The sequence below is a fragment of the Picosynechococcus sp. PCC 11901 genome (assembly GCF_005577135.1).
Lineage (GTDB): Bacteria > Cyanobacteriota > Cyanobacteriia > Cyanobacteriales > MRBY01 > MRBY01.
The window spans coordinates 2136567-2163520 of the sequence record NZ_CP040360.1 but is presented as its reverse complement, the minus strand read 5'-3'; the positions used below and the strand labels follow the sequence as shown (position 1 = coordinate 2163520).

The 26954-nt window shown below is 49.2% G+C and carries 28 protein-coding genes and 2 pseudogenes; 15 read left to right on the top strand and 15 right to left on the bottom strand.

What is annotated here, in order from left to right; genetic code table 11:
- Positions 1-52 precede the first annotated feature (52 nt).
- From FEK30_RS11420 to FEK30_RS11410, 3 genes and pseudogenes are all read left to right on the top strand, one after another.
- Positions 53-352 (top strand): annotated as a pseudogene (locus FEK30_RS11420) (dihydroorotate dehydrogenase-like protein); the annotation flags it as partial.
- A 76-nt stretch (positions 353-428) separates the two neighbouring features.
- Positions 429-1222, top strand: a protein-coding gene (locus tag FEK30_RS11415) for an IS5 family transposase (protein ID WP_138073045.1) whose coding sequence is annotated in 2 segments (ribosomal slippage) — positions 429-762 and positions 762-1222 — 795 coding nt in all. Because the reading frame shifts where the segments join, the coding sequence is not laid out codon by codon here.
- Positions 1223-1245: 23 nt separating this feature from the next.
- A pseudogene (locus tag FEK30_RS11410) lies at positions 1246-1986 on the top strand (dihydroorotate dehydrogenase-like protein); the annotation flags it as partial.
- A gap of 6 nt (positions 1987-1992) precedes the next feature.
- Here the strand turns inward: FEK30_RS11410 and FEK30_RS11405 are convergent.
- On the bottom strand, positions 1993-2583 hold the full coding sequence (locus tag FEK30_RS11405) for an esterase/lipase family protein (protein ID WP_138073248.1): 591 nt from the start codon (positions 2581-2583) through the stop codon (positions 1993-1995).
- Positions 2584-2648: 65 nt separating this feature from the next.
- Between FEK30_RS11405 and FEK30_RS11400 the strand changes: the two genes are divergently transcribed.
- The 4 genes from FEK30_RS11400 (at position 2649) to FEK30_RS11380 (ending at position 4603) form a co-directional block, all read left to right on the top strand.
- Positions 2649-2789 (top strand): hypothetical protein, encoded by a 141-nt coding sequence (locus FEK30_RS11400; protein WP_255447862.1) that lies wholly within the window; start codon positions 2649-2651, stop codon positions 2787-2789.
- A 126-nt stretch (positions 2790-2915) separates the two neighbouring features.
- A complete protein-coding gene (locus FEK30_RS11390) occupies positions 2916-3584 on the top strand; it encodes a HEAT repeat domain-containing protein (protein ID WP_065710659.1) in 669 nt (222 codons plus the stop codon).
- Between the two features lie 3 nt (positions 3585-3587).
- On the top strand, positions 3588-4124 hold the full coding sequence (locus tag FEK30_RS11385) for a pyroglutamyl-peptidase I family protein (protein ID WP_138073247.1): 537 nt from the start codon (positions 3588-3590) through the stop codon (positions 4122-4124).
- On the top strand, positions 4121-4603 hold the full coding sequence (locus tag FEK30_RS11380) for a DUF4112 domain-containing protein (RefSeq protein ID WP_138073246.1): 483 nt from the start codon (positions 4121-4123) through the stop codon (positions 4601-4603). Before FEK30_RS11385 ends, FEK30_RS11380 begins: the two co-directional genes overlap by 4 nt.
- On the opposite strand, the gene surE is transcribed toward FEK30_RS11380, so the two are convergent.
- The 5 genes from surE to FEK30_RS11355 all read right to left on the bottom strand — a co-directional run bounded on the left by surE (position 4600) and on the right by FEK30_RS11355 (position 8936).
- Complete coding sequence (gene surE / locus FEK30_RS11375) at positions 4600-5283, bottom strand: 5'/3'-nucleotidase SurE (protein WP_065710656.1); 684 nt, start codon at positions 5281-5283, stop codon at positions 4600-4602. The genes FEK30_RS11380 and surE overlap by 4 nt on opposite strands.
- Positions 5283-6047 carry an ABC transporter ATP-binding protein gene (locus FEK30_RS11370; protein ID WP_012307050.1) on the bottom strand — a complete coding sequence of 255 codons (765 nt, stop codon included), beginning with the start codon at positions 6045-6047 and terminating at the stop codon, positions 5283-5285. Before FEK30_RS11370 ends, surE begins: the two co-directional genes overlap by 1 nt.
- 53 nt (positions 6048-6100) lie before the next feature.
- Entirely contained in the window at positions 6101-6727 is a 627-nt protein-coding gene (gene lepB / locus FEK30_RS11365; protein ID WP_138073797.1) for a signal peptidase I, read from the bottom strand.
- A gap of 204 nt (positions 6728-6931) precedes the next feature.
- Positions 6932-8155, bottom strand: a complete 1224-nt coding sequence (locus tag FEK30_RS11360; RefSeq protein WP_138073245.1) for a DNA double-strand break repair nuclease NurA — start codon at positions 8153-8155, stop codon at positions 6932-6934.
- Positions 8156-8231: 76 nt separating this feature from the next.
- On the bottom strand, positions 8232-8936 hold the full coding sequence (locus FEK30_RS11355; RefSeq protein WP_065716399.1) for an SIMPL domain-containing protein: 705 nt from the start codon (positions 8934-8936) through the stop codon (positions 8232-8234).
- 253 nt (positions 8937-9189) lie between these two features.
- Here FEK30_RS11355 and FEK30_RS11350 point away from each other — a divergent pair, with 253 nt between their 5' ends.
- The 3 genes from FEK30_RS11350 to FEK30_RS11340 all read left to right on the top strand — a co-directional run bounded on the left by FEK30_RS11350 (position 9190) and on the right by FEK30_RS11340 (position 12013).
- Positions 9190-10074 carry an RnfABCDGE type electron transport complex subunit D gene (locus FEK30_RS11350; protein ID WP_138073244.1) on the top strand — a complete coding sequence of 295 codons (885 nt, stop codon included), beginning with the start codon at positions 9190-9192 and terminating at the stop codon, positions 10072-10074.
- Positions 10075-10082: 8 nt separating this feature from the next.
- Positions 10083-11423, top strand: a complete 1341-nt coding sequence (locus tag FEK30_RS11345) for a DUF2330 domain-containing protein (RefSeq protein WP_138073243.1) — start codon at positions 10083-10085, stop codon at positions 11421-11423.
- A gap of 128 nt (positions 11424-11551) precedes the next feature.
- A complete protein-coding gene (locus FEK30_RS11340; protein WP_138073242.1) occupies positions 11552-12013 on the top strand; it encodes a thiol-disulfide oxidoreductase DCC family protein in 462 nt (153 codons plus the stop codon).
- A 49-nt stretch (positions 12014-12062) separates the two neighbouring features.
- Here FEK30_RS11340 and FEK30_RS11335 read toward each other — a convergent pair whose 3' ends face one another.
- A complete protein-coding gene (locus tag FEK30_RS11335) occupies positions 12063-12269 on the bottom strand; it encodes a hypothetical protein (protein WP_012307043.1) in 207 nt (68 codons plus the stop codon).
- 171 nt (positions 12270-12440) lie between these two features.
- Here FEK30_RS11335 and isiD point away from each other — a divergent pair, with 171 nt between their 5' ends.
- From isiD to FEK30_RS11320, 3 genes are read left to right on the top strand one after another with little or no spacing between them, the layout of a single operon-like run.
- Positions 12441-12653: a protein IsiD gene (gene isiD / locus FEK30_RS11330; protein ID WP_012307042.1), complete on the top strand. Its 213-nt coding sequence runs from the start codon at positions 12441-12443 to the stop codon at positions 12651-12653.
- The gene (gene coaBC, locus FEK30_RS11325) at positions 12654-13865 is read left to right on the top strand and encodes a bifunctional phosphopantothenoylcysteine decarboxylase/phosphopantothenate--cysteine ligase CoaBC (RefSeq protein WP_138073241.1); all 1212 of its coding nucleotides are present in this window, start codon (positions 12654-12656) and stop codon (positions 13863-13865) included. It begins immediately after the preceding gene.
- 21 nt (positions 13866-13886) lie between these two features.
- Entirely contained in the window at positions 13887-14198 is a 312-nt protein-coding gene (locus FEK30_RS11320) for a DUF2499 domain-containing protein (RefSeq protein WP_138073240.1), read from the top strand.
- Here the strand turns inward: FEK30_RS11320 and FEK30_RS11315 are convergent.
- The 6 genes from FEK30_RS11315 to FEK30_RS11290 form a co-directional block, all read right to left on the bottom strand.
- Positions 14195-15667: a carotenoid oxygenase family protein gene (locus FEK30_RS11315; protein WP_138073239.1), complete on the bottom strand. Its 1473-nt coding sequence runs from the start codon at positions 15665-15667 to the stop codon at positions 14195-14197. The two genes, FEK30_RS11320 and FEK30_RS11315, sit on opposite strands and share 4 nt — an antisense overlap.
- Before the next feature lie 51 nt (positions 15668-15718).
- Positions 15719-17269, bottom strand: coding sequence for an ArnT family glycosyltransferase (locus FEK30_RS11310; protein ID WP_138073238.1), 1551 nt, complete (start codon positions 17267-17269; stop codon positions 15719-15721).
- 180 nt (positions 17270-17449) lie between these two features.
- A complete protein-coding gene (gene murQ / locus FEK30_RS11305) occupies positions 17450-18355 on the bottom strand; it encodes an N-acetylmuramic acid 6-phosphate etherase (protein WP_138073237.1) in 906 nt (301 codons plus the stop codon).
- 47 nt (positions 18356-18402) lie between these two features.
- The gene (locus FEK30_RS11300) at positions 18403-18717 is read right to left on the bottom strand and encodes a Dabb family protein (RefSeq protein WP_012307035.1); all 315 of its coding nucleotides are present in this window, start codon (positions 18715-18717) and stop codon (positions 18403-18405) included.
- A gap of 46 nt (positions 18718-18763) precedes the next feature.
- The gene (gene pyrG / locus FEK30_RS11295; protein ID WP_138073236.1) at positions 18764-20422 is read right to left on the bottom strand and encodes a CTP synthase; all 1659 of its coding nucleotides are present in this window, start codon (positions 20420-20422) and stop codon (positions 18764-18766) included.
- Between the two features lie 228 nt (positions 20423-20650).
- Positions 20651-21247, bottom strand: coding sequence for a hypothetical protein (locus FEK30_RS11290; protein WP_138073235.1), 597 nt, complete (start codon positions 21245-21247; stop codon positions 20651-20653).
- 102 nt (positions 21248-21349) lie between these two features.
- Between FEK30_RS11290 and FEK30_RS11285 the strand changes: the two genes are divergently transcribed.
- On the top strand, positions 21350-21655 hold the full coding sequence (locus tag FEK30_RS11285; protein WP_138073234.1) for a hypothetical protein: 306 nt from the start codon (positions 21350-21352) through the stop codon (positions 21653-21655).
- 175 nt (positions 21656-21830) lie between these two features.
- On the opposite strand, the gene psbA is transcribed toward FEK30_RS11285, so the two are convergent.
- Positions 21831-22913 carry a photosystem II q(b) protein gene (psbA, locus tag FEK30_RS11280; protein ID WP_012307032.1) on the bottom strand — a complete coding sequence of 361 codons (1083 nt, stop codon included), beginning with the start codon at positions 22911-22913 and terminating at the stop codon, positions 21831-21833.
- Between the two features lie 113 nt (positions 22914-23026).
- Here psbA and cofG point away from each other — a divergent pair, with 113 nt between their 5' ends.
- Positions 23027-24043 (top strand): 7,8-didemethyl-8-hydroxy-5-deazariboflavin synthase subunit CofG, encoded by a 1017-nt coding sequence (gene cofG, locus FEK30_RS11275; protein WP_181445659.1) that lies wholly within the window; start codon positions 23027-23029, stop codon positions 24041-24043.
- 16 nt (positions 24044-24059) lie between these two features.
- On the opposite strand, the gene FEK30_RS11270 is transcribed toward cofG, so the two are convergent.
- Positions 24060-26831 (bottom strand): SGNH/GDSL hydrolase family protein, encoded by a 2772-nt coding sequence (locus tag FEK30_RS11270; protein ID WP_138073233.1) that lies wholly within the window; start codon positions 26829-26831, stop codon positions 24060-24062.
- Between the last annotated feature and the right edge of the window lie 123 nt (positions 26832-26954).

Sequence of the window (26954 nt, the reverse complement as noted above, 5' to 3'; positions counted from 1 at the left end):
ACTTCAGGGGGATTTAGGGGATGTAAAACCATTAACCTACCGGAGAACCACCATGGATTTAACCACACAATATTTAGGTCTGACCCTGCGATCGCCATTAATTGTTGGTGCAGCCGCTCCCTTAACTGAGGACATCGATAACATTAAACGGATGGAGGATGCCGGAGCCGGAGCCGTCGTTTTACATTCCCTGTTTGAAGAACAAATTCGCAAAGAAAAACTCGAATTGCACCATCACTTCACCTATGGAACGGACTCCTTTGCCGAAGCCTTAAATTATTTCCCAGAGAATGCTTCCGATGTTTTCCATGTAGGTGTTGAAACCTATTTAGAGGGTGTTTATAAAGTAAAGATAAAGAGAACAGGATTTTTGCCCGTGAAGTCGTTAAGGTCAAGCATAAGCGTAACGACACAGGAGAATAGCACCAATGTCTCAAGCTTCTTACCCCAGTGACCTGACCGATGCAGAATGGGCTTTACTAGAACCCTTGATTCCTGCTCCAAAGTCCGGCGGTCATCCACGTACTACTGATATGCGACAGGTCTGCAATGGGATTTTCTATCTCCTCAAAACCGGTTGTCAATGGGCCTATCTGCCCAAGGACTTTCCTCCCTCCTCCACGGTGTACTACTACTATCGCAAATGGCAGAGGCAGGGAGTTTGGGAAAACATCAACCATGCTTTGCGGACTCGCTGCCGTCAAGCAGTGGGGAAAACCCCAGAACCTAGCGTCCTGATTGCCGATAGCCAATCGGTCAAGACGACAGAAAAAAGGGCGATGTCTATGGCTTCGATGGCGGGAAACAGGTCAAAGGAAGACGGAGAAACTTGCTAGTCGACAGTTTAGGGTTACTTTACAAAGTGATGGTCTCCGAGGGAAATAGCTCAGAACGAACCTTTGCCCTTGCTGCAGTGATGGAGCTAAGGGAGCAGCAACAGCAGATGTTGAAGCGATTGCGGTTGATGTGGGTAGATGCTGGATATCGAGGAGGACGCTTTGCCTTAAGTCTCTGGTTAATGGTGCAAGCCAAGGTGGAAGTGATTAGCAGAAACAGTAAAGAATTCATGGTACTCCCGAAGCGTTGGATTGTTGAACGTACATTTGGTTGGTTGAATTATTATCGTCGCCTTAGTAAAGACTATGAGCAATTATCAGAAGTGTCGGAGGCAGGGATTTATGCTTCCATGAGTCGTCTGATGTTGCGTCGGCTAGTTTCCTAAAGATTTACTTTATAAATGGTCTCTTAGAACATATTCGGACTGCTAAATCCGCCGTCGATATGCCGATTATTGCCAGCCTCAACGGTTCCCACCAAGGGGAATGGGAACACACCGCCAAACTGATGGAACAAGCCGGTGCCGATGCCATTGAATTGAACATTTATTATGTCCCAACGGATATTAATAAAAACGGTTCAGAGGTGGAGTATGAATATATTCAAATCGTGCGGACAGTGCGGGAAAATTTAAATATTCCCGTTGCCGTAAAGCTGAGTCCGTTCTTTAGCAACATGGCAAATATGGCGAAACGGCTAGTTGATAATGGGGCGAGTGGCTTAGTTTTATTTAACCGTTTTTATCAGCCGGATATTGATATCGAAAACCTCGAAGTCACCCCGAATTTAATCCTCAGTAGCCCGTTGGATATGCGTCTGCCGATGCGCTGGATTGCGATGCTTTATGGGCGTTTAGATGTGGATTTTGCGGCGACCAGCGGCATTCAACGGGGAACCGATGCGATCAAAATGTTAATGGCGGGGGCAAAGGTGACGGCCTTAGTGGCAACTTTATTACGCCATGGTATTCATCACATTGAAACCATTGAAACGGAAATGGTGCAGTGGCTCGAAGAACATGAATATCTATCCCTTGATCAACTGCGGGGTAGCATGAGTCAGGTCAATTGTCCCGATGAAAGTGCCTTTGAACGGGCACAGTATATGCGAGCGATTCAATCCTACCAACCAGAACGACATACGCTTTGAGGTTTGCTATTGCTGCAATGCCTTGGCGATCGCCTTAAGGGCACGGGGGTCAGACAACATCCAAGGATGTAAAGGTACGGGTAACTGCACACCTTTGCCAATGGGGAGCTTCGTGCTCTTGGCGGGGAGAATCATGAGATCAAAGGGAGTCCATAGCCAAGTGACTTTTACAGGTTCTAGGGCAGTGGCCACATCACGGTTCAAATCCTGAAGCAAGTCACTATCCGGGCGCATCTGACGAATCCCCGGAAAGGGCAAACCATAGGCTGATAACGTGCCATTATTGGGGGCCGAAATACTCACATAACGTTCTACCCGTTGATTGCCGCCGAGCCGTTGCAAATAGTAACGGGTCACAATGCCCCCCATACTAAATCCCACGAGATCGAACCGTTGGCTCGCGCCAAAATGTTGGTGGACATAGGTTTCAATTTGGCTAGCTAAAATGGGCAGTGCCTGGCGGCCATCATTGGGTTGTAAATCAAGGGCATGAATCTCCCAACCTTGTTGACCAAGGTACCGGGTTAAAGGTTTAAACACAGTGTGGCGGTCTAAAAAGCCATGGATTAACAACACCGGATTGAGGGGATGGGTCATGGTTTATTGAAAAATCCTGAGAATCTTGATTACAATTTTATTAAGAACTTTTACAAAATTTGGTTATGTCTCACCCCAGCTTAGCGACACTTTCCCAACAACTCGAAAGTGAAAACTCCAAGGATCGCATGATTGCCCTGGCCCAATTGCGGGATGTAGCCCCCCTAGAAGCGATGCCCCTCATTGGTACCGGGTTAAAGGTTTAAACACAGTGTGGCGGTCTAAAAAGCCATGGATTAACAACACCGGATTGAGGGGATGGGTCATGGTTTATTGAAAAATCCTGAGAATCTTGATTACAATTTTATTAAGAACTTTTACAAAATTTGGTTATGTCTCACCCCAGCTTAGCGACACTTTCCCAACAACTCGAAAGTGAAAACTCCAAGGATCGCATGATTGCCCTGGCCCAATTGCGGGATGTAGCCCCCCTAGAAGCGATGCCCCTCATTAAAAAAGTATTAGATGATGAGGTGCTGCAAATTCGCTCGATGGCGGTTTTTGCCCTGGGGATTAAGCAGACAGAAGAGTCCTATCCAATTTTGATTAAGCTGCTAGAAACTGACGGCGATTATGGTATTCGGGCTGATGCAGCGGGTGCTTTAGGGTATCTCCAGGATGAGCGGGCTTTAAAACCACTGCTGCGGGCTTTTTACGAAGATACCTCTTGGTTAGTGCGTTTTAGTGCGGCGGTTTCTTTAGGGAATCTCGGTCGTCCGGAAGCGAAGGATGCCCTGGTTCAAGCCCTTGATAGTGGGGAAGCCATTTTAGAACAAGCAGCGATCGCCGCCCTGGGAGAAATTGGTGCCGTAGAAACCGTGGATCGCCTCGTCACCTTTGTTTCCTCAGACAATTGGCTAGTACGACAACGGCTCGCAGAAGCCCTAGGCGCACTTCCTTGTGAAAAGAGTCTTGCGGCGGTTAAGTTCCTCGCCAAAGATGATCATCCCCAGGTGCGAGAAGCAGCCCAATATAGCCTCGACAGACTTAGTAATTCGTAACGCGTGCGCGGCAAAATTTTACTCACCTCCTTTCAACCCTGGCTAGAACATCACACTTCCAATGCCTCGGATGATCTCCTCTGTCAGCTTAAGGCGAAGCAGTTAGCCTTTGCAGATTTTTTATTTCTGCACCATCTGCCTGTGGAAACGGCGATCGCCTCTACAAAAACCATTCAAGCCATTGCCGCTTATCAGCCGGATCTGGTGCTCTGCTGTGGCATGGCCGAAAAACGCGATCGCCTCACGGTAGAATCCCAAGCTTTTTACCAGGGGCAGCAGTTACAAACGCGCTTGGATCTCAGCGCCCTCACGGCCCCCCTAGAATTTACGGAGATTAGCGACGATGCGGGTAAATTTGTCTGTGAAGGGCTATATTTTCAAGTGTTAAAGCATCTCCAGCGGCAGCAATCTCAAGCACGGGCCTTATTTCTCCATGTGCCTCTGCTCACGGCGGCCAATCGACCCTTAATCCTGCGGGACGTTGAAACCATGCTCCACTGGCTGCTGCACAATGTTCTGGCTTTCCCCACTGACCCATGACTGCCACCAAAACCCCGAACCCGAAGACGTTAAAACGCATCCGCACCCTCAGTAAGCTACTCGACAGTGCGATCGCCATTCCGGGGACAAAGTACAAAATCGGCCTCGATCCAATTATCGGTTTGGTGCCAGCGGTGGGGGATTACCTGAGTTTGATTCTCTCTGGCTATGTGATTTTCGAGGCGGCCAAACTGGGGGCAAAACAGGATACCCTCGTCAAAATGGCCCTCAATCTTCTTGTGGATAGCGTTGTTGGGACGGTGCCCGTGGCCGGCGATCTCTTTGATGTGGCCTGGAAAGCCAACGAGGCGAATTTAAAGCTTTTAGAACAGGATTTGCCCGACCAGACTGACCTCGACAATGCCTCCATTGATTGGCGTCCCCTGATTTTAATTTTAGGGGCGATCGCCTTGGTGATTCTTTTGGGCGGTTTGTTGACCCTGTGGCTGCTGAAGCTCGTGTTTAATGCCCTTTTCTAGATCGAAATTTGGGTTACGGCAATATTTCCTGAAAAACAAACATCCACATCGGTACCAGCGGCCCGGGGGCGCTCAGGGTAGGAGCCGACATAATGGAACTGTTGATCCCGCGCTTCATAGCGCACTTGCATCGGGTCAGTGCTGCGCTCACAGAAAATAATTTCCGGGTCAGAGTCTGCCGTTAAATGGGGAAAATTCACATTCCAAAAATGCTTTTCCGGCAGTTCCTGGGTCAATAATTGCGCTAAAAGTTTTCCCGTCCAGTGGGTGACAAGATCCCAATCGATTTCTAAAGGCCGCTGGATGAAATGGGAAAAAGCGATCGCCCGCTTACCGAGGATTGTCGCTTCCCGCACTGCCGCCACCGTCCCTGAAGTGTAAATATCCACGCCGAGGTTTCCCCCTGCATTCACCCCCGACAGCACCCAATCAACATCCGCCGCAAACTGCGTGAGACCCAAGCGTGTACAATCTGCTGGCGTACCTGCCACGGCATAGGCATTTTTCGTCCGTTGCTCCACCGGGATCGGCGCATAAACCGTAAACCGATGGCCACATTCCGACATCTGTGTTTGGGGGGCCACCGTCACTACTTCTCTGGCGTGGGGGGCGATCGCCTTTTGTAAGGTTGCAATCCCAGGGGCATCAATCCCGTCGTCATTTGTTAATAAAACGCGCATTACGATCCCAAATAAGCCTCTAAAACCTGTTCATTACACTGGATATCTTCGGGGGTTCCGTCCGCCAAATTACTCCCCTCTGCCAATACCCAGATGTGGTTACACAAGGACATGATCACATCCATATTGTGCTCAATGATCAAAAAGGAAATTCCCTGTTGGTTCCAGCGGACAATGTGTTCACAAATTTGGTTGATCAAAGTGGGATTCACGCCCGCCGCAGGCTCATCCAACAAAATTAACTGGGGATCGCTCATCAATGCCCTGGCCATTTCCAGGAGTTTGCGTTGTCCCCCCGACAGAGCCCCAGCGTAATCCTGGGCTTTTTCCCCTAGACCGACGGATTCTAAGATGGCGATCGCCTTTTCCCGATTCGCCTTTTCTTGGCGACGAATTTTCCCCTGTTGCCACACCCGTAGGAAGTTTTCCCCCGTTTGCTGTTGGGCTGCCAGCAACATATTGTCTAGTACCGATAACCGTGATAACACCCGCGCCACTTGGAAGGTACGCACAAAACCCCGTGCCGCAATCTGGTGAGACGGCAAATGCTGCACTTCCTGGCCGTTAAAAATGACTGTCCCCCGATCCGGCGTAATAAAATTTGAGAGCAAATTAAACAACGTCGTTTTGCCCGCCCCATTGGGGCCAATCAACCCCGTAATCTGTCCACGGGGCACCGTAATCGAAGCATTTTGCACCGCACGGATGCCACCGAAACTTTTATGGAGACCTGATGCTTGCAGCAAAGGGGATGGTTCACTCATGGTTGCCGGGATAGGGAGTCGCCCTATATCCTAGCGGTCTCTGGGATGGGACGCTAGGGTGTAATCGGTTCTTCGTCGGCAAATTGCGGCTCTTCGTTGAGGATGCCCACGCGATTAAAGGGCCAAAAACGAATAAAGGCTTTCCCTACAAGCTTTTCACGGGGGACAAAACCCCAATAGTGGGAGTCATAGCTATTGTTGCGGTTATCGCCAAGGACAAGGTAATGATCTTCTGGAATCGTCACGGGGCCGTAGTCATATTCTGGGGCTTCGTTGATGTAGTCTTCTTCGAGGGCTTCCCCATTGATAAAGACGGTGCCGCCACTGACTTGTACGGTATCACCGGGAATCCCGATCACCCGCTTAATAAAAGCATCCCGATAGTTTTGCTGCTGGAGGATTTCTGTCGGGTTAAAGACCACCACATCGCCCCGTTGGGGATTTTTGAAGTGATAGCTAATTTTTTCGATGATTAGGCGATCGTTCACTTCTAGGGTCGGTAGCATCGACTCGGAGGGAATGTAGCGGGCCTCGGCGACGAAAGTGCGGATCCCAATGGCCAAAATACCAGCGGTCACAAGGGTCTTGATGGTCTCTACCCAGGGGTTTTCTTCGTGCTGTTGCTCCGTGCCACTGGGTTTCTGGGTCGGTTCAACGGGAGATTGAGAGTTTTCGGGCATTTCGGGCATTATCGGTTCGCGCAGAAGTGACTAAAAGAAAAATAGTGCGGCAGAATGCACGACGTGATGGTGACGACAATTGTGCCTGCCGGGGCAAAAGTGCTGATGCTTGTTTATTGTATGCTCTCCGATAGGGGATTGGGACTGGCTTAGGGGAGCTTAAGAATTCTTCTGAAAAGTCTTTGTGGGGGGAGAGCATGCTCTTTAAGCCACGGAACCCCGCTTGCGAGTTTCTTTGTAAGAGACACCTACATTAGTCAAGCCTGCTTTGAGGAGTTGTTGTTCGAGGAGCGCAAAAAATCGGGCGCGATCGCCACCCCGGATCACGGCTTGATTATGAGCTTCGGCGATCGCCACGGGATACCCAAACCCCTTTTGCACTTGGCCGAGGACAATCCCTAGGGTTTGATCGAGGAGTTGAGGATCTGCCGCGACCCAGCGGGGCATCTCGATCCGCGCCACCTCTGTTCCCACGTGGAGATAACAAAAACAAACCTGATCCGCTTCTGGATAATGATTTAAAATGCGCGCCTGACTGAGCCAAAGCCCACTGCGATCGCCCGGTTGCAACAGTTGCTCAAAAAGAGTACTATCCCGCAACGGTTCAATGGTTTGGCAGGGAAGAGTTTCGCGAAATTCTGCTTTACGTTCCTTGGTTTCGCCGTCGAGGCAATGGCTTTGACAATCGGGTTTGTCGTGGGGGCAAGCCTGGAGTCGCAGGAAATGAACCGCCTCTACACTGCGGGTGGAACTAATGTAACCAATCAGCGGAATGCGGGTTTCCCGGAGTTGTTGCCAGGCTCCCAGGAGGGGTTCGAGAATTTGTTGGCGGGCTTCGGCGGGCAAATTTTCTAAAAACCAATAGACCAGAGAGCCGTCCACCATTGCCACATTGGGAATATGGCCGTGGGCACCGGGGGGCAATACCCATTTACAGGCCATTTCAGCGAGCACTTCAGCTTCGGAGGCGGTACGGCGATAACCGAGCCATTCATCGGTGCGGATGCCCCATTTGCGGGAGGTGTACAGATCTTCGCTGCGATAAAAAATCTCCGGCAGATGATCCAGCAATGGGTGCAAGCTTTGGCCGTAATGGAGCATCACCCGACCAATATTAATCAAATAGCAGTAGGCAATTTCGTGGTGGGACGGGGCAATCTGGGAGCCATCCGTGGCAAAAACCGTGTGGGCTTGGGAAGGGGGCGAAATGGGAACGCGAGTCTCCAGGGGTTCGAGGGGAATGCCATGGTTAAAAATGAGGCGATCGCCCCAGGTTTGTTGGTGGGCCTGGAGGGTCTGGAAATCCGCCTGGGCTTCTCGGAGCAGAGAAATTCCCCGCTCGATTCGTTCTCGTCCCGTGGCAGCCTGTTCCTGGAGGTGCGCCCCCATGTCTGGCAGTTGTCCCGCAAGTTTGATTAGATCTAACATTCCCTCAAGTTTCGCCCCTATTCCACAAGGCGATCGCCCCTAGATTTAAGCGTAATTTAGCCCAAAAAGTAGGGTGTTAGTAACGAATCGTCAGGGTTACGGAAGCATTCACCGTCTGTTCACCCCCTTCTACCGGAGAAGGCGCTGCACTTTCAAAGGCGATTCGTGCCGTATCCATGGTTTTAAAAATGGGGGTTGGTGGCGTCGCTCCATTGACCTGGATTTGGACAATTTCTTGGGGACTCAAACCCAAGGCACCGAGGACAGTTTGGGCCTGGGTGCGCGCATCCTGGGCGGCTTCAGCGAGGGCAGTTTTTTCTGCTTCAGCGAGGGCGGCTTCGGTGGCCCGGAAGGAAATTCCATCAATGCGGGTTGCTCCGGCTTTGACAGCTTCATCCATTAGGCTCCCGGCTTGGGCGGTGGGCACTTCAAAGCTCACTGTATTGGTGGCCAAGTAACCGATGAGGCGGCGATCGCCATTGTTGTAATCATATTCCGGCTGGAGATTAATGCCCGTGGTGGTGAGCTTGGCGACGTTTTTAGATTTGAGGAAATCCACCACTTGGTTACTGCGCTTGGCGATATCTGCCTGGACTTGGGTTGCCGTCGCTCCCCGCACCTCGACCCCAAGGCGTACTTCAGAAAGACTCGTGGCAATGGCTTCTTCGCCGCGCCCCGTGACAGTGATCGTGCGCAATAGTTCTTCGGCGATCGCCCCGGAGGTTCCCCCCAGGAACAACATTCCCGCCAACAGTGGCACAAACAGTTTTTTCAGTTGCATTTTTTTTCATACTCCTACACACAGGTGCAAGATCACAGAGACAATTGTGTTTGACGCTCTAGAAATTTATTAGTCAATCAAATTCACATTTTTTAATATTAAACAGCCCCTGGAATCCTGCTTTGACTCTAGTTTACGACTGCTACAAGTCTCAAGGTTTTCTGTTACAAAAAAAGAAACCTTTTCGTCATCCCTGGACTTGTCTTTCATACTTTAGGCAACTTATTTCTTGCTTAGTCAGGGAGGATTTTCAATGCCCTTCAGTGATGCCCGTGATTATCAAATTGCAATTCTGACGACGTTTCTCCTGCTGGGAGTTTACACGCGAGACTGGACGTTAAATTTAACCTGGGTTTTGCTGGCGATCGCCACCTGTATTTTGACCCAATGGAGCTTCAGTGCTTGGCAAGCCTACCGTTGCCGACAAGAAACCCCTCTACAATGGTCACCGCTACTTATTTCCGGGGCGCGGAGTGCGGCGATTACTGGCTTGGGCCTTTCCCTGCTCCTGCGGGTAAATCATCCCCTTGTTTTAGTGGGGGCAGCGGTCGGGGCGATCGCCAGTAAATTTTTATTTCGTTATCAAGAAAAACATTTTTTCAACCCCGCCAATTTCGGCATCATTATGGCTCTCCTGTGGACAGATGGGGCTTGGGTTTCTCCCGGTCAATGGGGCACTGATTGGTGGTATTTATTGCTATTTTTTAGTGCGGCTGGCCTTGTACTCAACCGAGTTGGTCGCTGGGATACGTCGATTGCTTTTCTAGGGAGTTATGGCGGTTTGGAGATTCTCCGTAACTTTTGGCTGGGCTGGAGTTGGGATGTAGTTGCCCATCAGCTCACCAGCGGTTCATTGCTGCTCTTTGCATTTTTTATGCTGACCGATCCGCGCTCGATCCCCAATGGGAAACAAGGACGAATTTTTTGGGCCATTAGTATTGCCCTGCTCACCTTTGTTTTGCAACATGGCCTCTATACTTCGACGGCAATTTTCTGGGCGTTATTCTGTCTGGCTCCCAGCACCATTGTGATCGATAAAATTTGGCGATCATCCCGGTTCCAGTGGCAAGAAAAAGCTCAGGTGAAAGCCCCTATTGGCGATTCTTCTTTGACCCTACAAACTCGCCCCGTTATCTAAGGAAAATCATGTTTAAAACGATCCTGCAATATTTGCGCGGTTTGGCCATAACCTGTATTGGTTTACTACTACTGACCCAACCCGCCTGGGCCTTCTGTGGTTTCTATGTCGCCAAGGCCGATACCGATCTCTACAACCAAGCATCCCAGGTGATCATTGCCCGGGATGGCGATCGCACCGTACTCACCATGGCCAACGACTATGAAGGGGAAGTCTCAGATTTTGCCCTGGTGGTGCCCGTCCCCGTCGTTCTTAAAGAAGAACAGGTTCATGTGGGCGAAGCAAGCATTATCAAACGCCTTGATGACTTTAGCGCCCCCCGGCTGGTGGAATATTTCGACGAAAACCCTTGTGCTGTGCGGATGTTTGATGACGGCATTGGGTTCCTACAAAATGCGAGGCCGCCGATGCCCATGGCCGCAGAATCCATGCGCGAAACAGCAGCCGATCTAGGAGTCACCATTGAGGAACAATTTAGCGTCGGCGAATACGACATCCTCATTCTCAGCGCCAAAGAATCCGATGGATTGGAAACCTGGTTACGCCAAAACGATTACCAATTGCCCCAGGGGGCCAGTGAGTTACTGCGGCCCTATATCCGCAACAAGCTGAAGTTTTTTGTGGCCAAGGTGAACCTCGAAGAATTTGACCGGAGCGGCGTGAACCAATTGCGTCCCCTGATGATGGCTTTTGAATCACCGAAATATATGCTGCCGATTCGCCTAGGGATGATGAACGCCCAACAAGCCCAGGATCTCATTGTCTATATCCTTTCTCCTAAAGGCCAGGCGGAAGTGACCAACTATCGCACCGTAAAAATTCCCTCGAATGTGGAAATTCCTGAATTTGTCGAAGCAGAGTTTGGGGATTTTTATACCACCATGTTTGAGCAAGATTACCAGCGTCAGGGCCGGGATGATATTTTCTTGGAATATGCCTGGGATATGAGCAGTTGTGATCCCTGTTCTGCGCCTAATTTAACGAAGGCAGAGCTTAAACAGGCCGGAGTTTTTTGGGATGAAGATCAATATTTACCCAGGGTATTTATCACCAGACTCCATGTGCGCTATGGTCGCGACGAGTTCCCAGAAGATCTGCGCTTCCAAGAAACGGCCAATCGTCAATTTTTCCAAGGACGCTATGTGATTCGTCATCCCTATCGCGGGGAAATGACTTGTAGTGCCGCCCAGGATTACCGAGAGCGCACCTACCAGCGCCAGGAAGCGGCGGTACAAACCCTGGCAAAGTTGACAGGTTGGGAGCCAGCAGACATTCGCCGCAAGGTTGACTTTATCGAAACCAATGGCCCAACGCCAACAGATGAGGCTTGGTGGGATTCTATTTGGTAATTGGAGAGTGAAAGACTGGGGTGATCGCCAAAAGAACACAGCCTTAAAAACGCCCTTTTGGTGATTCCCCAGGCACCCGCAAAAAATCTTTACAATATAGATTGAATCTTTTACCCGAAAATTGCACCATGTCCTCCGCTCCATCCTGGAAAATTAAATTGCTCTATGACGGTCAATGCCCCCTTTGTCTGCGGGAGGTTAACTTTCTGCGGCGCAAGGATAATGGCCGTGGGTTAATTTGCTTTGTGGATGTGGCAGCCGATGATTACGACCCCAGTCGCCATGGTGGTGTGACTTTCCGGGCAGCGATGGAGCGGATTCATGGGGTGTTACCCGACGGGACAGTGCTCCAAAATGTGGCGGTTTTTCGGTATGTTTACGAAGTTCTGGGGATGGGCTGGGTCTATGGCATCACTAAACTTCCTGGCATTGGGCAATTGGCCGATTGGGTTTATGGCATCTGGGCGAAATATCGTCTCCAACTGACGGGCCGCCCCGATTTAATCACTTTGATCCAAAACCGGGAAGAACGACAAGCCTGTGGTGCTGGCGATCACTGTCGTCTCGAAACGTCAGTAACGGACACTTAAAACTTTTTCTTCAAAGGCAGTTCCCTAAGTAAATGCCTGATTTTTAGCGTCAGACATCGTAGCTCATCAGCTGTTCGACAGGTACGAAAACTTCCCTGGGCAAGAGAATAGACCGTTCACGAAAGCTGACAAATCCCTGGAGTGTTTTGGGATTTACCGAAACCCCAGTGACATATTGGGAGCGCACGGGATGAACAGCAACATATTGGTTATAGATCTGCTGGGCAGCTCGCAACACGCTGGGTTCAATTAACATGGGAGGCTGACTCCTTGGGGAACAGAATCTCCCCTTAAGATACGTCTAGTTTACTCGACAAATCAAGCCGACAATAAGAACGGTGACAGGCCATTGTTTTGGGGATTTCTAAGAGTAGAATAAAGAATGAACAGAACCTAAAAGAACGTGCAGCGTCAGGGAGGTCTTATTATGACAGTCTTAACAAAAACCCCCCAGGAAATCGCCCACATGGACGAAACGGATGTGGCTCAACTCGCCGCACGATTAGAACAGGACGATTATGGGACTCCCTTTGAAGCCCTCCAGGATTGGCATTTGTTGCGGGCGATCGCCTTTCAACGACAAGAATTAGTCGAACCCTACTGGCACCTCTTGGACATCGAAGCCTACGACGAATCGTAAATGCTCAACGAAAAAAAGATTGTCGTCGGCATTAGTGGGGGCATTGCGGCCTACAAAGTTTGTGAAGTCATTTCCCAACTGTTCCAGGCAGGGGCAGAGGTGCGGGTCGTTCTGACAGATTCGGCCCAACGTTTTATTACGCCCCTCACGGTCGCCACCCTCAGCCGTCACCCAGCCTATACAGACGAAGATTTTTGGGATAGCCACCGCCCCCGACCGGTGCATATTGACCTGGGAGAATGGGCAGATTTAATTTTGCTAGCCCCCCTAACGGCGAATACCCTCGCGAAAGTGAGTTTAGGGTTGGCCGATACGCTGCTGACGAATATTATTTTGGCCTCCACTTGCCCAGTTTTAGTTGCCCCGGCGATGAATACGGACATGTGGCAACAGCTCTCGGTGCAGTCCAATTGGCGGCGACTCCAACAGGATCAGCGCTATCATATCCTCGATCCAAATAGTGGGTTGTTGGCCTGCGATCGCCAGGGAAAAGGACGCATGGCAGAACCCATGCAGATTATTAAAGCGGTTCAAGCACTGATCCACAGTCGGGGACGAGCGGATCTCGCAGGCAAAAAAATTCTCGTCAGCGCCGGGGGAACCAGGGAACATTTTGACCCCGTGCGCTTTATTGGCAACCCTTCGACGGGGAAAATGGGTTTGGCGATCGCCGAGGCAGCAGCCTACCGGGGAGCGACGGTCACCCTCGTCCACGGGCCAATCGAAAGCCGTTTGCTGGAAAATTTACCAAACATCAACCGTTTTTCTGTTACTAGCGCCGCCGAAATGGAAAGGGCAATGTTGTCCCAGGCAGAGCAATTCGATTGGCTCATTCTGTGTGCAGCGGTCGGCGATGTGCGGCCTACAGTCAATTACGACTACAAGCTCGCTAAAGCCGAACTGCCCCAAAGCCTTGCCCTCGAAGAAATTCCGGACATTGCTGCCCAACTGGGCCAAACCAAACGCTCCAACCAAAAAATGATCGGTTTTGCAGCCCAAACGGGAGAAATTACCGCCCCAGCCCTGGCTAAATTGCAACGAAAAAATCTCGATGCGATCGCCGCCAATGCTGTCGATCAAGCCAATTCCGGTTTTGCCAGTGAAACCAATCAACTGATTTTTCTCGATAAAGAAGGCCGCAAGGCGACAATTCCCCAGGCCAGCAAGGGGGCGATCGCCCATCATCTACTAGACTTTATCAAGCAACTTTAAACAAAAATTTCTGCCCCTGCGATGAATGCCCTTTCCTTTCCCACTTGGATTGTTCACATCTCTAGCGTTTTAGAGTGGATTTTGGCCATTTGGCTGATCCAAACCTACGGCAATCTGACCCAAGACAAAAGCTGGTCGGCCCTCGCCTGGGGAATGTTGCCGTCTCTCGTTAGCGCGATGTGTGCCTGCACTTGGCACTTTTTCGACAATGCGCCCAGCCTCGAATGGCTCGTCACGATCCAAGCCGCCCTCACTCTCGTGGGTAACTGCACCCTGTGTTTAGGGGCCTGGTGGATTTGGCGATCGCCTGACCCCAAAGAATCGATCGACTAGAAATTCACAAACACTTCCGGCGTCCAACTACCATGCAGGCCATAGGGAATATGCTGCTTTAAATGTAGGGTTGCCAAAGGTTGAGCAAAATTTTGCGCATCAAAAATCACCACATCCGAGCGATGCTGGGCCGAATCATAGACCATCAAGAGAACCCAGCCTTCATCCTCTGCCGTAGCTCCTGGACGGGGTACAAAAATCGGCTCCCCCGTAAATCCATCTGGCGCAAAGGAATAAACTTGAGAATCCTCCCCTTGGTGATCCACCTTCCACACCGCCTGCAACGGTGCATTGCCTGTTTTGGCATGGGTCGCCCCGATGTAGGCATAACGATAGTCCCGTCCCACACGCTCTGGATGCACCACCGGGAATTCACAACAGCGGGTAGCCAATAGTTCTCGCGTCACTTTTTTTGTCTCTAAATCCAGAGTAAAGCGCCATAATTGCCCTGGATCTAGCGCATCAAAATCAACATTTTTATAGTTCACATCCGCCTGCACCTGGGGAATTGACTGATAGCAGACCGAATCGACGATAATTTGCTTATCTCGCTCAAAGGCATTGGCATGGTGAAACACAAAGCCGGCTTCTGCCTCTAGGGTTTGCACATCATTCCGCGCTGGATCCCTCGGAATCACAATCATCTGTGTTGGTTTATTCGCCTCGAATTTCACGCATTCACCAGCTCCCTTAAACCCCAAAACATAGGGCAAAGGATTAAATTTCACCGACGCTTGGAAAAAAATGACGTAGTTGGGCGTAATCACGAAATCATGGATAAACGCAAAGCCTTTAGCTTCATGTTCTCGATAGCGCAGTAATTTGCCTGCCGGACTAATTTCATAGATCACCAAGCGCGTCGGCAAACCTGGTTTAACGGCAAAATTGACTAAGCAAGGTTCGCCCCCATCCCAAATACTCGCCGGATCAATACGTGGATGGGCCGAGAAACTATCCCCAGGCTTGAGCGTTTCCCCTAAATAATCCAGGCCGCGCGTTTCCAAATTTTCAGGATTTAAACTGTGGGGTTCCGCCGCTTCCCAGAGGGCTAACAGTTTTTTTCCCCAATAGATCACATTTGTGTTTGCGATATTTTTCAACCGCAAGTCAAACATATTATTGAAAATGCCCCCCGGTTTTTGCGTCCCAAATACGCCTCGATAAACAGGTTGACCAGCTTTTTGTTCCGCCACAAACCCTGCTGTCTGTACAAAACGATTCTGGAAATAGGCCCGCCCTTCCTGAAAGCTGACTGAGCAGACCATTCCATCGCCATCGAAAGGATGCTTAATCGGCGTGCCACCAATGTCTAAGAGCCCAGGCCCGTTACGAAACAAGGTTCCCATCAATTCGACAGGGATCTCGCCGTCAATATCTGTGACTTCATAGGCAAGTTCCTGTCGCTGGGATTCATAGCCTTTTTGCCACGCGGCTTGATGATAGGAAAGCTGTTTTGTTGCGGAAACCATAGGGGCAATCTGTTAGCGTTAACTTTTGTAAAGTTTAGCATTTCTCGTTATCTACCCTTGCCGCTGATAAATATGTAATTTTCCCAAAGCTGGAAGTTCTACATAGTCTGATTGAATAAAATCATCTAATCTTGCTTGGGCTGTTGAATCATGTAAATAATCCTGGAGACTAGCACCAATAATCAAGACAGGTTTTTTCGCAAAAATCTTATCAATTTCTTGGGAAAGAGTTGCTTCTTGTCCGTACCAACTTTCTAAAAGGAATCGCTTATTAATATTGCTGGGGTGAGTAACTAATGGTGTGATTGGAGTCACGCCAGCAAACCAATAGGCCAGGTGTCCTCTAGTCAACCAAATATTGCCATTTAGGGGGTTATGCTCTGCCAAATAGTGTTTGACTGTTATCGATGTTCCATGGAGACAACTAGGACTATTGAGACAATAAGAACCTGTTTTATAATATTGCAAGGAAAAGTGTACAAGTAAAACAGAAAGAACAATCGCCACGAGTTGTTTTTTGAGATTGTCTTTACGATCCAAAAAATTGGCGATCGCCGGAGCCGCCAGTAAAGCAGCCATAGGTAAAAACTGAATAACATAATGTTTATAAAAAACACTTGTTCTCAAAATGGAAAATTCTATAGACAAACCAAATAAGATCCCAATTGTGTAGAATCTTTTTTCGAAAAAATTCAGCTTTTGTTCTTGTTTCTGTACCTGAATGAGCTGTGAAATTGCAAAAAATAGCGTTGGGCCAAAGACAACACTAAAAGCAATAGATATCGTCATTGCTAAAATATCTGCGACAAAACCTAGTTGATTCACAATAACATTCAGAAAATCACTTTGTTGTGAATAATTTAAAGAGGCTTTAATTAAGCCAATATTTAATGCTTCTAAGTTGTCAGTAATAAGATGAGGAAGTAAAGTAACCAAAATACTCGCTAAATTTCCCAAAGCAAAAAAAACACCGGGCAGTAAGATTAGCTTATACTTAGGAAAGTCATTTTCAATAGAGACAAATAGGATATATAGTCCTGTAAATAGACCAACATAAGCAAGGTTAAGCCTGATCATAATCGCCAACCCCATGCACAGGCCACTAACTATGAACGCGGAGTTATTTTTCGGGCAAAAGAGAATTAATGCAAAGCTGAGCATCATTGGCACTAAAGCTAGATGTTCAGACATGATGGACTGCCCACCTGGGTTTAAATCAATCAAAAAAATGACTAATATTCCAGAAATGAGCCCTGCTTTTTTATTCCAAATCCTACTAGCAATCTCATAATTAATTAAACCAATAAGAGCAACAATCATTGCTCCTAAAAAACGTAAAAATACAAATGAGTGTTGTGCCAACCAAATGATACTCGTAAAAATATACCAATGTAATGGCGGTTTGACGTCTAATAGATCTGTATACGGTAGGTGACCATCCAATACAGATTGACCTAATAAAATAAAAGTTGATTCGTCCCAGTCAATATCAGTTTCAAAAAAATAAGGTAAACGAGTTAGTATGGCGACGGTCAATATCAGAAAAAAAGAAGAAAAACCCTGTCTATTTAATCCAGTTTTTTCTAGCAATTTATTGGTCATGTTTAATCAATTAATTAGACATCTAAAGTGTTTTGTTTTTTTTGGAGAATAGCGGCAGAATTTTTGAAATAAAAATATCAACCTCTGATAAACAGCAAGACTTTTCGTTTTTTATTCATACAAAAAGTCTTTCCATGGGATGATTTATTATTTCTATAGCAAGAGTGATTTTTTATTAACTTAGGACTTTAATGCTGTTCGGAGGTTTCCTTGATGGACTTTTAATAAATGCTCTGCTTCTGAGGCATCTACATTTTTCCAATGCATTAATAATGCTATTTTGACGCGACGCTGGGATTTTTCTAGAAGGATGGCCGCTTCCTCACGGCTTAAATCTGTTAGGTCTTGAAGGATGCGGAGCGCTCGGTCATGGAGTTTATGGTTCGTGACGGCAACATCAATCATGCGGTTACCGTAAACTTTACCGAGCTTAACCATGACGCTAGTCGAGAGAATATTTAAGGCCATTTTGGTGACAGTTCCAGCCTTAAGACGGGTCGAGCCTGCCAGAATTTCGGGGCCAGTCAGTAGACGAATATCAACATCGGCAGCAAAGGGCACTTGCTCGGCCGGAACGCAACTGATGAAAATTGTTTTGGCACCCCGCTGTTGGGCGGCAATCAGGGCCCCTTGGACATAGGGAGTAGTTCCCCCCGCAGTAATACCGACGACGACATCTAATTCGGTGATCTGTCGTTGGGCGATCGCCTTTTTACCATCTTCAGCCCGGTCTTCGAGATCTTCTGAACTGCGCACGAGGGCACCGGCTCCCCCGGCAATGATGCCTTGGACGAGTTCGGGGGGTGTACAAAAGGTGGGCGGACATTCCGCAGCATCTAAAACACCGAGGCGGCCACTGGTGCCAGCCCCCACATAAAATAATCGGCCACCGCGCATCAGAGCATCGCTGGTGATCTCGATGGCTTGGGCTAGGGCCTCGCGAGCATTGGCGATCGCCTCCAGGGTTTTTTGATCCTCTTGGTTAAAGAGATCGACCAATTCCAAAGCCGACATTTGATCTAAATTTTGACTCTGGGGGTTGACCTGTTCTGTAAGTAAATGGCCGCGACTTTCGTAGGAATTCAAGGAATTGCCCTCGCACTAACGCATGATAAATAAACAAAGTTAACCATCTACTGTCCGAAGAAATCAACCACCTGAACTTTCGTCCATTTGCTCTTATGTCGCTTGAGAAATTCTTGGTGGTTGGGGTGAGGCCCATAGGTATCAAGGGCTGCATTACTTTCTAACTGCACATACAAAGCCAATTGATAATCCTTAATGTGGACATCCCGATCTGACCGGGCCTTTAACCCCAGATCAACTTTCAAAACCCCAGGGATTGCCCCCAAGAGAGTCAGGCCATCTTCAATAATCGTTTGGGTTTCAGCAGTCCCAGTTGCTGCTGCCAATTCAAACAGAACAATATGATGTACGGAATTTGCCATGGTTTTTATCGTTGTGATCAAGTTAATTCATTACAGGTTCTTCGCCCTAGGACAGAGAAATAGACATCTCCGTACTCTGGTTATCTAGCTCATCAGAAATCGGTTGGGACTTGTGGTTTCCCGCCGCTTGAATAAACCCGAAAAAGAGGGGGTGGGGATGGTTCGGACGAGATTGAAATTCGGGGTGGAACTGGGTCGCAATAAAGAACGGATGGTCAGCATATTCAATAATTTCTACCAAGCGACCATCGGGGGAAGTTCCACTCACTTGATAGCCCGTTTCTAAGAACAAACTCCGGTAGGCATTGTTAAATTCGTAGCGGTGACGGTGACGCTCGTAGATCACCTCTTGGCCATAGAGTTGATAGGTTAGGGTGTCAGGGGTAAGCCGACAGGGATATAAACCCAGGCGCATGGTGCCACCAAGATCCACCACATCCCGCTGTTCTGGCAAAAGATTAATCACGGGGTTTTTCGCTTCGGGGTTGAATTCGGCGCTGTGGGCATCCTCTAATTTGGCAACGTTACGGGCCCATTCAATCACTGAAGATTGCATCCCAAGACAAAGGCCCAGGAACGGGATTTGATTGAGCCGGGCATATTCAATGGCCGCTACTTTTCCATCAACGCCCCGTAAACCAAATCCTCCGGGAACGACGATCCCCGCCATATCCGCAAGATACATGGACGCGCCGTGTTTTTCGATATCCTCAGCGTTGACCCAATGGAGTTTGATGTCCATATCGTTGGCGATCGCCGCATGGCCGAGGGATTCCACCACGGATAAATAAGCATCATTGAGCTGGACATATTTACCGACAATGGCGATATCCATGTGGCGGCTGGGGCGCTTCATCCGTTCAATGAGATTTTGCCATTGCGCCAAATTCGGTTGCCTGGGTTCCATCCGTAGCAGTTTCAGGGTTTGTTCTGCCAAGCCTTCCCGTTCTAACATCAACGGTACCTCGTAAATACTGCTGGCATCCTGGGAGGTGATCACCTGTTCTTCGGGAACATTACAGAACTCCGAAATTTTTTCCCGTTGTCCCTGGGGTAAAGGGCGATCGCAACGGCACACCAGCACATCCGGCTGAATCCCAATAGATCGCAATTCTTTCACAGAATGTTGGGTGGGCTTGGTTTTCATTTCCCCCGCCGACGGAATCCAGGGGATCAAGGTTACGTGCATGTACAAAACATTGTCCCGGCCAGCCTCTTTGCGGAACTGACGAATCGCTTCTAGGAACGGTAAAGATTCAATGTCGCCGACGGTACCGCCAATTTCTGTGATTACAAAATCAGGATTCGTATTCTCCGCGACGCGAAAAATTCGTTCTTTAATCTCGTTGGTAATGTGGGGAATGACTTGAACCGTCCCCCCTTGATAATCGCCCCGTCGCTCTTTATTAATCACCGCTTGGTAAATGGAACCAGTGGTCACACTATTAAGGCGAGACATGGAGGTATCGGTAAATCGTTCGTAATGGCCGAGGTCGAGGTCTGTTTCTGCACCATCCTCGGTGACAAAAACTTCCCCATGTTGGAACGGGCTCATGGTGCCAGGATCGACGTTAATGTAGGGATCGAGCTTCAGGATCGACACCGAATAGTCACGGGACTTGAGTAAACGCCCCAAACTTGCTGCCACAATGCCTTTCCCGATGCTGGAGACCACACCACCGGTGACAAAGATAAATTTAGCCATTAACCGATACCCGTTCCGTTCACAATGTTTTTAACCTGTTCATTTTGCCATACTCCTTTCGATAGACAGAGGAAATTTACTGGCAAAGGCTGAACCCATGTTGAGTTGTATTGTATTTTCTTTCGTGAAAATCGGTGTAACTTACCCAGAAAATATCTGGGCGATCGCCTAAATCGAACAATCTTAGTTGGTTTTTAACTCAACAAAACAAGTTTATTCTGGCAGTTTTTAGGTAGGCTTGGGACGGCTCGAAAATACGGGTTGCGCATCAGGCCCCGCTTGACCGCGAATCATTTCTAGTACCTTTGCGGCAGTGGCAGCATCGGTCGGGGTGAGTCGCTCAAATTGATAAACACGGTAAACGCGATTCTCCGGATTTGCAGCTCGATTATCGTAATGATAAAACCGCACCGTATGGAAATTTTGGTCGCGATAAATCACGATTTCTTCATTCTCTGGTACCGGAATCCGACTAATTTGGGTTTGCCATAGATGCTGCACAATGACGGCGTGGGTTGGGGTCACGATGTAATTCGTCGCCTTGAGGGAAGAACGAACAACCTTCGGCATGACAATGAGAAAAGCAAAGGCGATCGCCAAGCTTAATCCCAAAAAAGTAAGCCAAATGCCGAGGGCTTCCCCTAGTTCATCCCAATTTGCCAGCCCAATTAATAAAAAGAAGCCAAACGCAAATAAACCAAAATAGCCAAAAGCTTGAATAATTTTCAGACTCCAGGGCGATGACCCGGCCGCCTGGGGCATGCCTTGCCAGAGAATTTTTTCTTGGGGTTCTAAAAAAACTGAAAGATCATAAATATTGCTCATTATTATTAGGTTTTTTCATGCATACCCCCATAGTTATAGCGAAATTTCGATTTTATAAAACCTAAAATAGAGGCATTTATATTACCGAGTGGAAGAATTTTCATGAAACTATCGGTTAAAATTCCCCTGGTTTTAATGGGCTTGATTGGTTGTACGGGCGCTGCCCAGATGGACAATGGTGTTCTAACAGGAACTGTGGAACGGGTCTGGGAAGATGGGTTTAGTATCAACACAGGCGATCGCAGCATCCGAGTCGATTCTTGGGGCGTATGTGGCGACAACACCAGACAGAACATCTCAGTCGGCGACGAGCTAACGCTAGAAGGAGAATTCAGTGGTGGCGAGTTTGACGCCTCAGCCATTACAAACGTGAATGATGAAAATATTTGCTCAGCAGCATCTAGCTAAAATCTCAATTTTCCTTAGCTGAAAATGCCAACAATCCGAAATTTTCTCAAAAAAAAGCAAGCAAGCAAAAACCCCCACCATCTCTGGTAGGGGCCTTCGCCAATCATTACTTATTCAGTTTTACTGTCAAAGCAATCATTTTTTTTTCAACTAAGCCCGAAGATTCAAACAGTTATTAACCGTTGATTGCGGGTGCTTGCAGAGCCACAGGTGCTTGCTCGCCAGCTGCTAAGTCTAAGGGGAAGTTGTGAGCGTTACGCTCGTGCATTACTTCAAAACCAAGGTTCGCACGGTTCAGAATGTCCGCCCAGGTGTTGATTACACGACCTTGAGAGTCAAGGATGGACTGGTTGAAGTTGAAACCGTTCAGGTTGAATGCCATGGTAGATACACCAAGAGCAGTGAACCAGATACCGACTACAGGCCATGCACCCAAGAAGAAGTGCAAGGAACGGCTGTTGTTGAAAGATGCATATTGGAAGATCAAACGACCGAAGTAGCCGTGGGCTGCAACGATGTTGTAAGTTTCTTCCTCTTGACCGAACTTGTAACCGTAGTTCTGAGATTCGGTTTCAGTGGTCTCACGTACCAAAGAAGAGGTTACGAGAGAACCGTGCATTGCGGAGAACAAAGAACCACCGAATACACCAGCCACACCAAGCATGTGGAAGGGGTGCATCAGGATGTTGTGCTCTGCCTGGAATACGATCATGAAGTTGAACGTACCAGAGATACCCAAAGGCATACCATCAGAGAAGGAACCTTGACCGATGGGGTAGATGAGGAATACTGCAGTTGCTGCTGCTACGGGAGCAGAGAATGCAACACAGATCCAGGGACGCATACCGAGGCGGTAAGAAAGTTCCCACTCACGACCCATGTAGCAGAAAACACCAATGAGGAAATGGAAAATTACCAACTGGTAAGGGCCACCGTTGTACAACCACTCATCTAAGGAAGCAGCTTCCCAGATGGGGTAGAAGTGGAGACCAATTGCGTTAGAAGAAGGTACAACTGCGCCAGAGACGATGTTGTTACCGTAGAGAAGAGAACCTGCGACGGGCTCACGGATACCGTCGATGTCAACGGGGGGAGCTGCGATGAACGCAATGATGAAGCAGGTAGTAGCAGTGAGAAGGGTAGGAATCATCAGGACGCCGAACCAACCGACATAGATGCGGTTCTCGGTGCTGGTGATCCACTGACAGAACTTCTCCCACAAGGAAGCGCTTCCGCGCTGTTGTAGTGTAGTAGTCATATCGTTATGATTGCTATGAAATTATCAAGGTGCTTAACCTTAGTAGCTATATTAATGAAACTATTGCTTTTTGTAAAGTGTTTTAAGGAAATGTTTTGATTTGCGGAGGGGCCATGCTGGATCTGTCAAGGGTTGATCGCCCGGTAGGCGGCGGCAGTAACCAGGCAAACGCTGTTGTGACCTACAGTCCAGCTTTCACCTTGGTGCCAACTTACGAATGTTTCAATCGCTGTTCATATTGCAATTTTCGCGTTGATCCAGGTCAGGATCATTGGTTGACCCTAGTGGCGGCCCAAGCTCGTCTCGAAAATCTCCGGGGGCAAGGCGTCCGAGAAATTTTGATTTTGAGTGGAGAGGTGCATCCGGCTTCAGGGCGGCGATCGCCTTTGATCCAGCTCATCTATGATCTGTGTCAGTTGGCCTTAGATTACGGTTTTATTCCCCACACCAATGCTGGCCCCCTGAGTCGTACTGAAATGGAATTGTTAAGGGATGTAAATGGTTCCATGGGGCTGATGTTAGAACAAATGCGTCCGGATCTCCCCGTCCATCGTCACGCCCCCAGCAAAGATCCCCAGGTGCGCCTACAACAATTGGTTCTAGCCGGAGAATTAAGAATCCCATTTACAACAGGGCTGCTGTTGGGCATCGGTGAAACGCCCCAGGATTGGCGGGATACATTAGAGGCGATCGCCAAAATTCAGCATCAGTATGGTCACATCCAAGAGGTGATTTTGCAGCCCCACCGTCCTGGGCAAACCCAGGACTATTTAGGTGAAGCCTTTTTGCCTGAGCAACTCCCAGTGGTTATTCAATTGGCCCGCAACATTTTGCCGCCGGAGATCACGATTCAAATTCCCCCTAATCTTGTGGCTGATCCCCAATGGCTCTTGGGTTGTCTCCAAGCTGGGGCGAGGGATCTCGGCGGTATTGTCCCCAAGGATGAAGTCAACCCCGACTATTCCCATCTCCACCTCGATCAATTGCAACTCCTGCTCGCGAATCAAGGCTGGCAATTACAACCCCGGCTCGCCGTTTATCCGGCCTATGATGGGTGGCTAGCTCCCCAGGTGAAACAGGTCGTTGAGCGCCATCGTCGAGCATTGACAGAGACCGAAGCCTTGTCCTGAAAAAATCAGAAGAAAATTAGTCTGAAGTACGTTGTGGCCAGGGAATCGTCGAAACTTTAGCTAGTTCTTGGGCCACTTGCGCCGCACCAAACTGATTGAGATGGCTCGGATCCGAAAACCATTCATAACGGCCTTGCCAGGCTTGTTGGTGGACAAAATCAACGAAATCAAGCTTGTCTCGATTAGCCAATTGACGAAAATACTGACGAAACTGCCGTTCATAATCCAGACGTACCGGATCGAGGTAGTAATCCGTCAGGGGCTGATTCAAGAAGACCAAGTGAATTTGGTGAGACTCGAAATGATCTAAAAGCGCCAGGAAAGTTTCATGTTGCATTCCCCGGAGATTAAACGCCGCATAATCCCCGTCATAATTTCCCGTTACTTGGGTGTGATTTTGGTAGTAAGTTTCTGGAATGAAGCGACGGTCGATGGGCAAAAAACCATCTAAATTAAACTGCTGCTCTGGCTCAGTAGAAGTCATTGGGGATGCTGCCTCTGCCGTAGACACCCAAGTGTGGAATGGCGCTAGGGTTTCGTCAAAAAAGCGTTCTTTGAAAAATTGTCGCTGATCATAGACCTGGGAGATTTTTCCCAGCCATTGGGTGGTGATTTGTTCTAGATCAGGAACAACAGAAGTTATTGCCTGATGTTTGGGGATATCTTGAGACAACAGTTGGGAAAATGTACCTGCTTCAAGGGCTTGGAAACCTGGGGAACGGGTCATCAGTTCGTAGGTCAAATCCTGCCGACCACTATTAAAAGCACGGGCTCCGTCGGCAAGGATAATTAACTGGGGCAGTTGCTCCGGAGGGAGAATTTGCCGCAGCAGTAGATCAAAGATCTGGACAGTGGCACCATTAATACCAAAATTAAAAATATCAAGGGGCGGATAGCCTTTCTCGGTGAGGGCCGTCTGCAAGGCCAAAGGATCAAGACCACGCAGGGCACGGGAACTACCAATAATGAGAACGTCAGGTACACCATTTTTGGCGATGCGCTTTTGGTAGAGGGCGAGTTTTTCGTCTAGGAGCGGATTATCAAAGGAAGGATAGGGGCTAGTTAGGGGAGGGGCGATCGCCTTTGGGGCCGTGGTTTGCCAATTGGTGACTGGAAGCTGGGCATCTAAGACTTCTGAGCGGGTTGCCGGATCGGTTTGGGACAGGGACACAGATTGGGGTTGAGCCAGATCCCGCTGGAGCCATTGGCCCGCCAACCAATCGGTTTGGGCCGTGACTAGAATGCCGCCCAGCAACCACAGGCAAGCCACTCGCCACCGCCGCTGCGGGGAAAAGATGCTTCGCTCGGATTCACCCTGGTGTAAAACCAGACCACAATTATCCGGTATTGGCTGCCAGAGGCGACTACGCTGGAGGAGATTACGGGCACCTTGGTTGAAGCGTTCTAGGGGAGAAAGACTGGGGTCAGTTTCGACGGGGGGAAGGGCGGTTTCCGTTGGCGTCTGTGGTGATGTCCTGGCTGGGGTAATGGTGTTGAATTTTAATGATTGTTGCCAGAGGGCTTTGCTTTGGCCCGAACGGCGGCCATAGACCTTTAGGCGACTAAAGGGGTGAGGTTCTAAATGCCGAAAAAGAGTGGCGATCGCCTTGAGCGTTGCCATTTGGGGTGGACAGGCGATCGCCTCCGTCATGATGTAGAGGGTGTCATCCTTTTGGCGGAGGGTGATGTGGATGCCGCCAGTGGCCAAACGTCTCGTCAAATCAGGATTCAGGCAACGTTGGAGCAAAAACCGCCACGCCTCCAAATCCCCCTGTTGGGCCAACTGTCCGGGAGAATCATGGTGTGCCCCTGGCTGATCCCCCGGCAACCGCCATTCACTGCGCCAGAGTTCTTCATTGTGGGAAGCTGATTTCGCCCGGATTAGCGCGCGCTGTAACCCCTGGGGCGCGAGGACGTCGAGAATGTCTTGGATGGTTTTGAGAATGTGGGCCTGGGCTAGGGAAATATTGGGGGCCAGGATGCACTCCAGGGACAACACAGCATCGGTTACAGCCGCCCGAATGGTGAGGGGGTGAGCTTGGAATGCCTGGGTCAAAATCTGGGCGATCGCCTCAGGATCTCCCCATTGGCCCCACTGCCGCAACATAACATCGGGGGGCGTCAGATCAACCCATAGCAACCATTCGGGCTTTTCTTCCCCACGAATTTGACAGCGGATTGCCCCATCGCGAAAACCTTTGATTTCCAGTTCCCGGAGTCGCTGCACCAGAGATTCTGTCAGCAAGCCATAGTCCGGGCTGTAGTCACATTCACAGGTAATCCAGAGACGCTGTTGCCCTTGGTGGGGGGCTGTATTCGCTAGGGTCTGGGTTTCAACCCGAATACTAATGCCCAACTGACTGAGATTTTGACTTAAATATTGGGCGATCGCCTGGGGATAACCGAGGCGGGCCTGATTTTTTCGATTGAGCTGGAACGTCTCCGGGTTCGACGATGGGGACGACTGGCCCAGGGGAATTAGGCTTAACCAGAGGCTTTTTTTCTCCTGGCGGAGGCGGCCATAGACAATGAGACGGTGAATGGCGATTCCAGGGGTCGGCGCTAGGAGTTGCACAGGGGGCGGTTGACGGCGCATTCTCCGTAAAATGGCTTGGGTAATCTCTTCTTTTTCCGTGGGACAACTGGTTTCACAGAGGATGTGGAGCGTATTCCCCCGCAGTCGCACCCGCAACCGCAGATACCCTCCCAGGGGCACTGCCAGACGAATGGCATCCTGGAGCCAGGGCGCTAAATGAAAGTGAAGATCCGTGGAGGTTGCAGTTGTCACAGTAACAATGGAGCGTTTTTAGGGTGGCCGGGTGGGGACAATTCACCCCTAAGATAAACGAAAGTCCCCAGAATTGTTCTCCCATAAATAGACTAGTAGGATAGGGATGCCCTGTCGTGTCTG

Coding starts and splice junctions, on each gene's coding strand:
- FEK30_RS11300 (WP_012307035.1), bottom strand. CDS start 18,717: ATGGCAAATTCCGTACATCATATTGTTCTGTTTGAATTGGCAGCAGCA.
- FEK30_RS11370 (WP_012307050.1), bottom strand. CDS start 6,047: ATGAGTGAACCATCCCCTTTGCTGCAAGCATCAGGTCTCCATAAAAGT.
- FEK30_RS11285 (WP_138073234.1), top strand. CDS start 21,350: ATGAAACTATCGGTTAAAATTCCCCTGGTTTTAATGGGCTTGATTGGT.
- FEK30_RS11360 (WP_138073245.1), bottom strand. CDS start 8,155: ATGTTAGATCTAATCAAACTTGCGGGACAACTGCCAGACATGGGGGCG.
- FEK30_RS11320 (WP_138073240.1), top strand. CDS start 13,887: ATGAATGCCCTTTCCTTTCCCACTTGGATTGTTCACATCTCTAGCGTT.
- pyrG (WP_138073236.1), bottom strand. CDS start 20,422: ATGGCTAAATTTATCTTTGTCACCGGTGGTGTGGTCTCCAGCATCGGG.
- FEK30_RS11400 (WP_255447862.1), top strand. CDS start 2,649: ATGTCTCACCCCAGCTTAGCGACACTTTCCCAACAACTCGAAAGTGAA.
- surE (WP_065710656.1), bottom strand. CDS start 5,283: ATGCGCGTTTTATTAACAAATGACGACGGGATTGATGCCCCTGGGATT.
- psbA (WP_012307032.1), bottom strand. CDS start 22,913: ATGACTACTACACTACAACAGCGCGGAAGCGCTTCCTTGTGGGAGAAG.
- FEK30_RS11380 (WP_138073246.1), top strand. CDS start 4,121: ATGACTGCCACCAAAACCCCGAACCCGAAGACGTTAAAACGCATCCGC.
- cofG (WP_181445659.1), top strand. CDS start 23,027: ATGCTGGATCTGTCAAGGGTTGATCGCCCGGTAGGCGGCGGCAGTAAC.
- FEK30_RS11290 (WP_138073235.1), bottom strand. CDS start 21,247: ATGAGCAATATTTATGATCTTTCAGTTTTTTTAGAACCCCAAGAAAAA.
- FEK30_RS11335 (WP_012307043.1), bottom strand. CDS start 12,269: ATGTTAATTGAACCCAGCGTGTTGCGAGCTGCCCAGCAGATCTATAAC.
- FEK30_RS11350 (WP_138073244.1), top strand. CDS start 9,190: ATGCCCTTCAGTGATGCCCGTGATTATCAAATTGCAATTCTGACGACG.
- FEK30_RS11355 (WP_065716399.1), bottom strand. CDS start 8,936: ATGCAACTGAAAAAACTGTTTGTGCCACTGTTGGCGGGAATGTTGTTC.
- FEK30_RS11390 (WP_065710659.1), top strand. CDS start 2,916: ATGTCTCACCCCAGCTTAGCGACACTTTCCCAACAACTCGAAAGTGAA.
- coaBC (WP_138073241.1), top strand. CDS start 12,654: ATGCTCAACGAAAAAAAGATTGTCGTCGGCATTAGTGGGGGCATTGCG.
- FEK30_RS11405 (WP_138073248.1), bottom strand. CDS start 2,583: ATGACCCATCCCCTCAATCCGGTGTTGTTAATCCATGGCTTTTTAGAC.
- FEK30_RS11315 (WP_138073239.1), bottom strand. CDS start 15,667: ATGGTTTCCGCAACAAAACAGCTTTCCTATCATCAAGCCGCGTGGCAA.
- FEK30_RS11310 (WP_138073238.1), bottom strand. CDS start 17,269: ATGACCAATAAATTGCTAGAAAAAACTGGATTAAATAGACAGGGTTTT.
- FEK30_RS11345 (WP_138073243.1), top strand. CDS start 10,083: ATGTTTAAAACGATCCTGCAATATTTGCGCGGTTTGGCCATAACCTGT.
- isiD (WP_012307042.1), top strand. CDS start 12,441: ATGACAGTCTTAACAAAAACCCCCCAGGAAATCGCCCACATGGACGAA.
- FEK30_RS11340 (WP_138073242.1), top strand. CDS start 11,552: ATGTCCTCCGCTCCATCCTGGAAAATTAAATTGCTCTATGACGGTCAA.
- lepB (WP_138073797.1), bottom strand. CDS start 6,727: ATGCCCGAAAACTCTCAATCTCCCGTTGAACCGACCCAGAAACCCAGT.